Genomic DNA, 9,346 nt, shown 5'->3' on the forward strand with positions numbered 1-9,346 from the left:
CGGCCTGTAGTACGTTAATCGATTTATTGTCGATAGCGCTACACGAGCCTCAGTCGCGCTGGCTTCGATACCACTCGATAGTTTGTTCGAGTCCTTCACGCAACGAAACCGTTGGTTCGTAGTCAAGTTGCGTCTCTGCTTTCGAAATGTCCGCCTTGGAGTGTTCGATGTCACCTGTTCGGGCATCCATATGGACGATATCCGAGTTCGTATCCGTAATATCCTGAATCAGCTCGGCCAACTCGCGGATCGTGACTGACTCTCCGGTTCCGATATTGTAGGCTTCGCCGACTGCGTCAGTGGTTGCAGCCTTCTGGTTGGCCTGGACGATATCGTCGATGTAGACGAAATCACGCGTCTGATCACCCTCGCCGTGAACCGTAATGTCCTCGCCCGAAAGCGCTTGGTCAATGAAGACGCTGATCACGCCGCTGTAGTCACCGGCAACTTGTCCCGGTCCGTAGGCGTTGAAATAGCGCAGCACGACCGTCTCGAGATCATAGAGGTCGTGATATTGGTGGGAGTAGTGATCGATCGTGAGCTTGTCGAGCCCGTAGGGAGAGCTCGGCTCTTTGGGATCGGTTTCCGTGATGGGGACCTGCTCCGGGTGGCCGTAGATCGCTGCACTCGAGGCGAGCACGATGCGGGCGCCTTCATTGCGGGCAGCCTCGAGTAGCGACAGTGTCGCGTCGACATTGATCTCATGGCTCGTCAGAGGGTCCTCTACTGAGCCCTGCACACTCACGAGAGCGGCCTCGTGAAAGATCAAGTCGACGCCGTCGGTTACGCGGGCGAGTGCCTCTTCGTCGCGGAGGTCGCCCTCAATGAGTGTGGCGCCGGCGGGAACGTTCGCTCGACTTCCCGTGGTCAAAGAATCAAGGATTCGGACGTCATTGTCGTCGACGAACGCCATCGAAAGGTGGCTCCCAATGAAGCCTGCACCACCTGTAATAAGGATCGTTTGATCAGTTGGCCGACTAGTGGTCATGCAGGACAGTGTCGGATGAGAATATATGAGTCTGCTGGTCTTTCGGCCAACGCCGATTGCTCAAGTCTTGAGATGCAGATTAACTCAAGCGACAGTTACCAAGTTAGTCCTTCATATGTAATCTCATCCCGTGGCTGGACGATCCGTCGACCATCGATAACCACCGGCGTCGCCATTGTGTCGAACTCTTCATCAAGCGTTGCGAACTCGTCCCAGTCCGTGACGACGACTGTACCATCAGCGCCATCGAGGGCATCCGCTGCTGAGGACACATACTCGATGTCAGGGAATCGCTCTTGCATTGGATCGACTGCCACAGGGTCGTATGCAACGATCTCGGCACCCTGTTCTTTGAGGAGTTCGATCATCGGAATCGCCCTCGAGTTTCGAATGTCGTCCGTCTGGGGCTTGAATGCGAGTCCGAGAACCGCGATGCGGGCTCCCTCGAGGTCAACGTGATCTGCGAGCAACTCGAGCATGCGTTCCGGCTGGCGGTCGTTGACTTCGACGGTTGCCTCGAGGACGGCCGGATCGTAGTCTTCCTCGTGTGCGGCCGCGATGATTGCGTTGACGTCCTTCGGGAAACAGGAGCCACCCCAGCCGACGCCGCTACGGAGGAACTGCTCCGAGATGCGGTCATCGAGCCCGATTGCCTCCATCACTTCGTAGGCATCGAGGTCGAACTCCTTGCAGATGTTCCCGAGATCATTGACTAGACTGATTTTCGAGGCGAGGAAGGCGTTGTTCGCATACTTGATCATCGAAGCCGTCTGCGGGTCCGTTTCGACGATGTCGGCGTCGTGATCTTCCAGCAGTGGTTCGAACACCGTGTGTAGTCGGTCCGTCCCCCACTCGGAACTCGCTCCGAAGACGAGCTTGTCCGGACTCAGGAAATCCGAGACGGCACTGCCTTCTCGGAGGAACTCGGGATTCATCCCGACCTCGATGTTTTCGTTTTCGCCGGCCCCTCGGTGAACGGCTGGCTCGAGCACGGTCTCGATACTCGGTGGCGTCACCGTACTCTTGATGACGACCAGATGGCGCTCGTCTTTGTCGGCGACGGCTTCGCCAGTTGCTTCGGCGGCTGCTTCCAATGCGCCGAGATCGATGCTGCCGTCGTCGTTCGACGGGGTTCCGATCGCCAGGAAGGTGACGTCCGACTCGGGGACCGCGTCGTAGGAGGTGGTGGCCTCGAGTCGGTTTCCGGCGTGGGTCTCGAGGAGATCGTCCAGCCCGGGTTCAGAGATCGGTGACTGTCCGTCGTTGAGCGTCTCGACGATTTCCTCGTCGATGTCGATCGCCGTCACGTCGTGCCCGAGGTCCGCAAAACAGGCTGCAATCGTCGTCCCCACGTAACCGCTGCCGATGACCGTAATGTGCATTGTATGACAGCGCTCAGTGCGAACAGATTATCCTTGTGATCGAACTGTCGTTCAGACTCGAAATACAGAGTTACCGGAAGGAATTTACGATACTACTGATAGTATTGTTTCAATGAAAGCAGTCGTACTTGCTGCCGGAGAAGGAACGCGCCTTCGACCACTCACGGAAGACAAACCCAAAGGGATGGTCGAGGTTGACGGGAAACCGATTCTGACACATTGTCTCGATCAGCTCGTCGATCTCGGCGCGGAGGAGTTCGTCCTCGTCGTGGGGTATCTCAAAGAAGAGGTTATCGACCATTTCGGCGATGAGTACCGCGGTGTTCCGATCACGTACACTCACCAGCGTGAACAGAAGGGACTCGCCCACGCGCTGTTGACCGTCGAACAGCACATCGACGACGACTTCATGCTGATTCTCGGCGACAACATCTTCCAGGCGAACCTCGAGGACGTCGTCCGCCGTCAGGAAGAAGAGCGCGCGGATGCTGCGTTCCTCGTCGAAGAGGTGCCATGGGAGGAAGCCTCCCGATACGGGGTCTGTGACACCAACAAGTACGGCGAGATCACGGACGTCGTCGAGAAACCTGAAGAGCCACCATCGAACCTTGTGATGACCGGGTTCTACACGTTCTCGCCGGCGATTTTCAACGCCTGTCACTTGGTTCAGCCGTCCAACCGCGGCGAGTACGAGATCAGTGAGGCGATCGACCTGCTGATCCAGTCCGGGCGGACGATCGACGCGATCGGCCTCAACGGCTGGCGGATCGACGTCGGCTACCCCGAGGATCGTGACGAAGCAGAGCGTCGTCTACAGTCTGCTGAAGGCGAAGTCGCAGAAGCAACGAGCGACTGAGCGCTCGAGTTTCGTTTTAGGAGTTGCGAACCAGCGGGTCGTACCACTCTCTGTTCTCGTGGTACCAGTCGATGAATTTCCGAACACCCTCACGAATATCAACAGTTGGCTCGTAACCAAGCAGCTCGTTCGCTTTGGAGACGTCTGAGTGCGTGTGTTCGGCGTCACCTTTCCGAGCGTCATCATAGACAATCTCGAGAGACGGATCGATCTCGTCGCGGATGACCTCAGCAAGGGTCCGAATGTCGATGTTGTCTGTCGAGCCTACGTTCATGATCTCGCCGTCGGCGCTGTCGTCGGTGAGCAGCTGCTCGTTCACCCGACGGATGTCATCGACGTAAGTGAAGTCGCGGGTCTGCTCACCAGTGCCGTAGATGACGGGCGGTTCGTCGTGGAGACAGCGCGAGACGAAGTTGGTCATCGCCATATTTGGGCGCATCCGTGGGCCATAGACGGTAAAGTACCGCAGGGAAACCGTTGGGAGACCGTAGATTTCGTTGTAGACACGAGCGTACTGTTCGGTTGCTAGTTTGGAAACGCCATAGGGAGATACTGGCGACGTAGGATGGTCTTCGTCGTAGGGCAGATACTCGGGCTTGCCGTAGACCGAAGAGGAGGAGGCGACGACGACGCGGGAAACGTCGTGTTTGCGTGCGGCCTCGAGGATGTTGACCGTGCCGTCGACGTTGTATGCGTTGACGGTTTTCGGCTCTTCAACGCTCTTGCGGACGCCCGCTTGGGCGGCCTGGTGGTAGACGACATCGGCCTCACTGGCCAGTCCGTCGACAAGATCCTCATCAGTGATCGATCCCTCGACGAGTTTGTAACTGCCCTCGCCTCGGTTGGCGGCCTCGCGTGCCGCCTCGACATTTCGTTCCTTGATCCCGATGTCGTAGTAGGGGACGTACTTGTCGATTACCGTGACGTCGTGGCCGCGAGAGGCGAGTTGCTCAGCGATATGACCGCCGATGAATCCTGCACCACCGGTAACGAGAATCTTCATTACGGCGGGTATTATAGAGAGGTTACAAAAACCGTTCCGGTCCCGTTCTCTCGAATCTCGAGTCGTGCTGAGGGCGCGATCGAGGGGGCGTCCTCGAGCTGATGACAGATTTCATTGAAGTACGACCCCGGCATCCCGATGCCAAACCACGCGCCGTCGAACGAGAAGGCATGAACCGGCTCGCGAGCCTGGAGACACTGGAGGATCCAGCAAGGCTCATCCGGGCTGTTGCCGTTCTCGAGGTACGTCTCGCCACTTTCGTTCCCACCCGGTGGTGTAAGACGGGGTGCCACCGTTAGTGGATGGACAAGCAATGTGTCGAGTGACTCGAGGACGGCCGAGAGGTTACTTTGGTGTCGGTGACTGCTCGTCCACAGGTTCTTCGACGAGCCGGCGGTCGACAGCCCAGACGATCGCGGCTACTAGCCCGGAGATCAGCGCCGGCCAGCGATCACTGCTGAGGTAGATGTTCGGCGTCGGCGGCTGGTACTGCATCAGCGGCCAGAAAACGCTGTAGGAGTAGCCGGACGGATTGATTAGCAAGAGATCGAGCGCGTGGTGAGAGAGCGCCCCGAGTGCGAGCATCGCGGCGACCTTCCATCGGTACCTGGCTGGAGTGAGCAACGAACCAATCGCGACCACGAGGGTCGTCCCACCGAGGGTATGGAACGCACCCCAGTCGAACGGCACGCCGAACGTGGCCTCGATAGTCTCCGCCGGGACGAGGAGATCGAACCGGCTGAGATCGGGCGTGATCGCTCCCGCCATCGCGACGGTAACGTAAGGGGCAGTGAGCCACTCGTAGCGCCAGGAGAGCGCCGTCGCGAGGACGTACGCCGCGAGCACGTGCGTGAGGAGTTCAGCCATCAACATCACCTCGAGGGACGAACCCCAGTGAACCGGCGTCGAATCGCCAATGTTGGACCGCTCTAATGGCTACCCACAGCGCCGCGACGATCGAAACAGCATACATGTATGTGGTCTCCCAGCTATCCCGGACTATTGCGTCGTCGACCTCGAGACGTGCGTCCGCGCCTTCGGACGTATCGGCTTCGATCGTTCCGAAGAGGCGGACCTCCTGGCCAACCTTGGCGTCGGGTGCGTTCTCGATGACGTACTCGGCTGTCCCGTCGGCGTGTTCCACCTCGAGGACGAGCGGTTCGGTGTCGACGACGGTTCCCGAGATTCCGATCTGCTCGCCAACGTGGGCAGTGGGACCGGCCTCGAGATCTCCGTTTCCCGGGTAGTCGTTGTGTTCTGGGGCGGGTTCGAGGGCCCCGTAGAAGACGAACAGACCGACGAACGCGACGAGGAGGGTGGCTATTGCGAAGAGGCGGACGGCCGGTTGCTCGAGGTTCATCTATCATGTGGGAATGTTCCGGAGCGGGAAAACGCTCTCACTTTTGATTAGTCTTGCTGGCTTCGATACCACTTGATTGTTTGCTCGAGTCCCTCCCGTAACGAGACCGTCGGCTCGTACTCGAGGTGCTCTTTCGCCTTCGAAATGTCTGCTTCGGAGTGTTCGATGTCGCCTGTCCGGGCGTCCATGTGGACAATGTCCGAATCTGTGTCTGTGATGTCCTGGATGAGTTCCGCCAGCTCGCGGACCGTAACCGACTCGCCGGTCCCAACGTTGTATGCTTCGCCCACTGCGTCCGTGGTCGCTGTCTTCAGATTCGCCTGGACGACGTCGTCGATATAGACGAAATCGCGCGTCTGCTTGCCGTCCCCATGGACGGTGATGTCCTCACCCGAAAGAGCCTGGTCGATGAAGACGCTGATCACGCCGCTGTAGTCGCCCGCGATCTGTCCCGACCGTAGACGTTGAAATAGCGCAAGGCGGCGGTCTCGAGGTCGTAGAGGTCGTTGTAGAGGCGCGCATAGTGGTCGGTCGCGAGCTTGTCGAGACCGTAGGGCGAGGTCGGTTCTTTGGGATGGTCCTCGGTGATTGGAATCGATTCGGGGTGCCCGTAGATCGCCGCACTCGAGGCGAGAATGACGCGGGCGTTTTCGTCTCGAGCGGCCTCGAGTAACGAGAGCGTCGCTTCGGCGTTGATCTCGTGGCTTGTTTGTGGTTCCTCGACCGAGCGGGCGACGCTGACCAGTGCAGCCTCGTGGCAGATCAGATCGACCCTGTCGGTCGCCGCTGTGAGTGGCTCCTCGTCGCGCAAATCCCCTCCGATGAGCGTCGCCTCGTCGGGGACGTTTATCCGAGTGCCTGTCGTCAGATTGTCGAGCACCTGCACGTCGTTGGCGGCGACGAGCGCCCGCGTGAGATAGCTCCCGATAAACCCTGCCCCACCGGTGATCAGAATCTTTTGGTCAGTTGGCCGACCAGTAGTCATACTCGAGGGTGATAGGGGCGCCCACATGAGTCTGCTGGTCTGGCCGTCGCGCTATCGTGCCGAGAACGGGCGGGAACAGTGGCTGTACACCGCTGTGGAGGCGCTCGAGACGGGCCACTCACCACGATTCGCCCTGTTGCACTGGCACAGTGTGACGTCCCTATCTGAGTGTCTCGTGAACGCACCCGATGTGCTACTCTCGGTAGTTCCCATCGTTACTCCGTATTGACTTGATTTTCGGCAACGTGAGCGACAGGATTCATCTCACTCGAAAAGAGATCCACGTAGAAGGCGGTCTCACACCAGTGAGAGCGCCGGCTCTGCACCTCCGATTCGAAGCCGTCGCTCTCTGCGGGGGCTACCGCTGGACGCGGGCTCTCATCAGCCCGCGTCCAGTTGGCTATAGACCTCGGGAATTCCGACGCCGTTGGTTGGTGCCTCCCACTTCCGCAGCAGTGATTCGTCGAGGGCATGGTCAATCCACTCCCGAAACAGTTCAAAGCGGAACCAGACCGGCAGTGCTCGCCCGCCGCGCCGCGGCGTGGCGAGCAATCCTCACCGGACGACCAGCCACAAGTTCCGCAACAAGAAGCCCACAAGCACAAACAACAACCGAACAACTGGATCGGTTGTACTCGTACGCGCACGTGCTTCTCTCATCGTTCGGAAAGCTGTCTCGATCGCTGAGCGTTTCTGGTAGAGAGCTTCGACTTCCTTCGGCGTGCGATCGGTCAGATCGCACGCCACATACGCCCGGACGAGCAACCCGTGCTTGCCACGGTTTCCTTGTTGGTAGGAGACACAACCACGAGCGAGAAGCGCAGTTCCCGCTCGCTTCCTTCGTACATCACGTATTCCGTCTAGTAAGAGACTGACGTATCTATTATCAAGTCGAGCTTAGTCATGCATTATTGTGCCATAGTGGGATTGTAGCAAGCCGACGAATTGGTTGGAAAGAGACTTCCTCATAGTTCTCAATTTGAAAATCAATACTCAAATCATCAGAATAGAATACACGGTCTTGCAGTAAACTATTTAATAATCCTTTGAATATCTGGTCACTTCTATATAGTGAATTATATTGAAGATAGTTGGTTGAGGTGTTGAAGAATGGGTTATAACCGAATGCTTTCCCAGAAAGGTTATTTGCCCTCCTACGAAATGCATTAGGAATTTGGTTAATCAACATTCTGTATTTTGAGGCATTAAGTGGTGCTTTATGAGTTGATGTGCTAGGAATTTTAAACATTTCTGGATACATTTCGAATAGCATTTTACGAAAATGATTTTGATTTTTAATTTGATTATGACTCACATTATGGAAATATTCAACGAATCGATTATCAACAAACGGTGAAAGATATTTAATATCGTGTCTGTTTCTAAACACTGTATATGCAGACCATTTGTCTATATGTTCTTTCATGAACAGTTCCGAGAAAGCGCTTTGATGTGATGGGTTTTCAATATAGCTTATTCTGTCTAAAGCCTGTTTTAATGTCAATTTATCATGTATGGTTCCTTCTATCTCTCTATTTGATTCTTTTCCAACATATGTCTTTACAAGATCGTATTCATTTTCATAACTTCCGGGGTTGTAATACCCTCCTGTGATGAAATCACCAATATAGCCTGACAAAACGTATTCATATTCAGATAGTAAATCATTCATTCCGTTAATTGGGAAACGGGGAAAAGCATCGATCATTCCATCGGTGTCATCAACATTACTTTTCAAAGAATGCTTACAAGGATATTCTAAATCGAGATATTTATGTTTTATACCAAACTCTTTGGCTATTTTTTTACCTATTTTGTAATCGTCACTTTTAGGATGGCCAAATGTTGCTACTTGTATTCTTGATCTATCTACTTGCTCAAGTGTGGATGCCAATATTGCACGGGAATCTAAGCCACCACTTAATAATATGAGGATATCTCCATCAATCATATCAAGTCTATCTTTAATACATTCCTGCCAGAGTTCATAGAGAGTTTCTACATCTTTACCAGCTTGTCTTCTATCCGTATATTCAGGAGTAAAATTCCAATAATATGCTATGTCTGAACCATTAGGGTATAGATCTATGATACTTCCTGATTTAGTAGTGTATATCCCTTCATAAGGTGTGTAATTATTAAGTATGTATCCAAAATATAAGAATTCTTTAACAGAATTTTCACATAGAGAGACGTGTTTATTTTTGAGAACCATATTTATATCTGTGCTTATCACAAATTTGTTGTTATATATTGTATAGTATGCTATTATTCTATTGAATTTATCACATATAATACGGGCGTTACTTGTACTATGATTTATACTAATGGATAAGAAAGGACCATTTATATTGTCGATGTATTCTTCATCTCCAGTAGAGTGATAATTAATGAGACTGTTTTCTAAATCTCCATCAAAGTCCACTCCGGTATAAAAAATTGTACAATCGTCAGTTGAAGATTTTCTCATTCCCCATCCGTTACTTGTCGACATGTCCTCTGCATGAGTTATTGTAGTGCAATTAGATTCCCAATCAAACTCACCGATAAGGTACATACAAATCAGTTGATTAGCCAATCAACTTAAATATATGGTTTCCTATGTCAATACTATTGATGTATTTGGCTAGTTCTCATATCATGATTCTTCTATAGTGTATCTTTTGCGAGCAGGCCCTGAACGGCGAGCCAATTACCGTCAACGGTACGTGACGAAGCGCGGGATTTTCGTCTACATCGACGACGTTGTGCAGGCGAATCTCTTTTTTACCT

At 53.9% G+C, this 9,346-nt stretch carries 8 protein-coding genes and 2 pseudogenes; 1 reads left to right on the forward strand and 9 read right to left on the reverse strand.

Translation table 11 applies throughout. From position 1 onward, the window contains the following. Positions 1-49: 49 nt before the first annotated feature. Together ACERJA_RS19250 and aglM are read right to left on the reverse strand one after the other, a co-directional pair. Positions 50-988 (reverse strand): NAD-dependent epimerase/dehydratase family protein, encoded by a 939-nt coding sequence (locus tag ACERJA_RS19250; protein ID WP_373609834.1) that lies wholly within the window; start codon positions 986-988, stop codon positions 50-52. Positions 989-1,083: 95 nt separating this feature from the next. After that, positions 1,084-2,370 (reverse strand): UDP-glucose 6-dehydrogenase AglM, encoded by a 1,287-nt coding sequence (gene aglM, locus ACERJA_RS19255; RefSeq protein ID WP_373609835.1) that lies wholly within the window; start codon positions 2,368-2,370, stop codon positions 1,084-1,086. Between the two features lie 112 nt (positions 2,371-2,482). Here aglM and aglF point away from each other — a divergent pair, with 112 nt between their 5' ends. Next, the gene (gene aglF, locus ACERJA_RS19260) at positions 2,483-3,226 is read left to right on the forward strand and encodes a UTP--glucose-1-phosphate uridylyltransferase AglF (RefSeq protein WP_373609836.1); all 744 of its coding nucleotides are present in this window, start codon (positions 2,483-2,485) and stop codon (positions 3,224-3,226) included. 16 nt (positions 3,227-3,242) lie between these two features. Here aglF and ACERJA_RS19265 read toward each other — a convergent pair whose 3' ends face one another. From ACERJA_RS19265 to ACERJA_RS19295, 7 genes and pseudogenes are all read right to left on the reverse strand, one after another. After that, positions 3,243-4,229, reverse strand: coding sequence for a GDP-mannose 4,6-dehydratase (locus tag ACERJA_RS19265; protein ID WP_373609837.1), 987 nt, complete (start codon positions 4,227-4,229; stop codon positions 3,243-3,245). An 11-nt stretch (positions 4,230-4,240) separates the two neighbouring features. Continuing rightward, positions 4,241-4,522: a hypothetical protein gene (locus tag ACERJA_RS19270; RefSeq protein WP_373609839.1), complete on the reverse strand. Its 282-nt coding sequence runs from the start codon at positions 4,520-4,522 to the stop codon at positions 4,241-4,243. Between the two features lie 52 nt (positions 4,523-4,574). Continuing rightward, positions 4,575-5,096 carry a metal-dependent hydrolase gene (locus ACERJA_RS19275; protein WP_373609840.1) on the reverse strand — a complete coding sequence of 174 codons (522 nt, stop codon included), beginning with the start codon at positions 5,094-5,096 and terminating at the stop codon, positions 4,575-4,577. Beyond that, on the reverse strand, positions 5,089-5,589 hold the full coding sequence (locus tag ACERJA_RS19280) for a hypothetical protein (protein ID WP_373609841.1): 501 nt from the start codon (positions 5,587-5,589) through the stop codon (positions 5,089-5,091). The genes ACERJA_RS19275 and ACERJA_RS19280 overlap by 8 nt, the downstream gene beginning before the upstream one ends. A gap of 47 nt (positions 5,590-5,636) precedes the next feature. Beyond that, a pseudogene (locus tag ACERJA_RS19285) lies at positions 5,637-6,574 on the reverse strand (NAD-dependent epimerase/dehydratase family protein). 381 nt (positions 6,575-6,955) lie between these two features. Further along, a pseudogene (locus tag ACERJA_RS19290) lies at positions 6,956-7,434 on the reverse strand (ISH3 family transposase); the annotation flags it as partial. Between the two features lie 41 nt (positions 7,435-7,475). Further along, the gene (locus ACERJA_RS19295) at positions 7,476-9,131 is read right to left on the reverse strand and encodes an asparagine synthase-related protein (protein WP_373609842.1); all 1,656 of its coding nucleotides are present in this window, start codon (positions 9,129-9,131) and stop codon (positions 7,476-7,478) included. Positions 9,132-9,346 lie beyond the last annotated feature (215 nt).

This window comes from Natronorubrum sp. A-ect3 (genome assembly GCF_041821125.1).
GTDB classification, from domain to species: Archaea; Halobacteriota; Halobacteria; order Halobacteriales; family Natrialbaceae; genus Natronorubrum; species Natronorubrum bangense.

Coding starts and splice junctions, on each gene's coding strand:
- ACERJA_RS19250 (WP_373609834.1), bottom strand. CDS start 988: ATGACCACTAGTCGGCCAACTGATCAAACGATCCTTATTACAGGTGGT.
- aglM (WP_373609835.1), bottom strand. CDS start 2,370: ATGCACATTACGGTCATCGGCAGCGGTTACGTGGGGACGACGATTGCA.
- aglF (WP_373609836.1), top strand. CDS start 2,483: ATGAAAGCAGTCGTACTTGCTGCCGGAGAAGGAACGCGCCTTCGACCA.
- ACERJA_RS19265 (WP_373609837.1), bottom strand. CDS start 4,229: ATGAAGATTCTCGTTACCGGTGGTGCAGGATTCATCGGCGGTCATATC.
- ACERJA_RS19275 (WP_373609840.1), bottom strand. CDS start 5,096: ATGGCTGAACTCCTCACGCACGTGCTCGCGGCGTACGTCCTCGCGACG.
- ACERJA_RS19280 (WP_373609841.1), bottom strand. CDS start 5,589: ATGAACCTCGAGCAACCGGCCGTCCGCCTCTTCGCAATAGCCACCCTC.
- ACERJA_RS19295 (WP_373609842.1), bottom strand. CDS start 9,131: ATGTACCTTATCGGTGAGTTTGATTGGGAATCTAATTGCACTACAATA.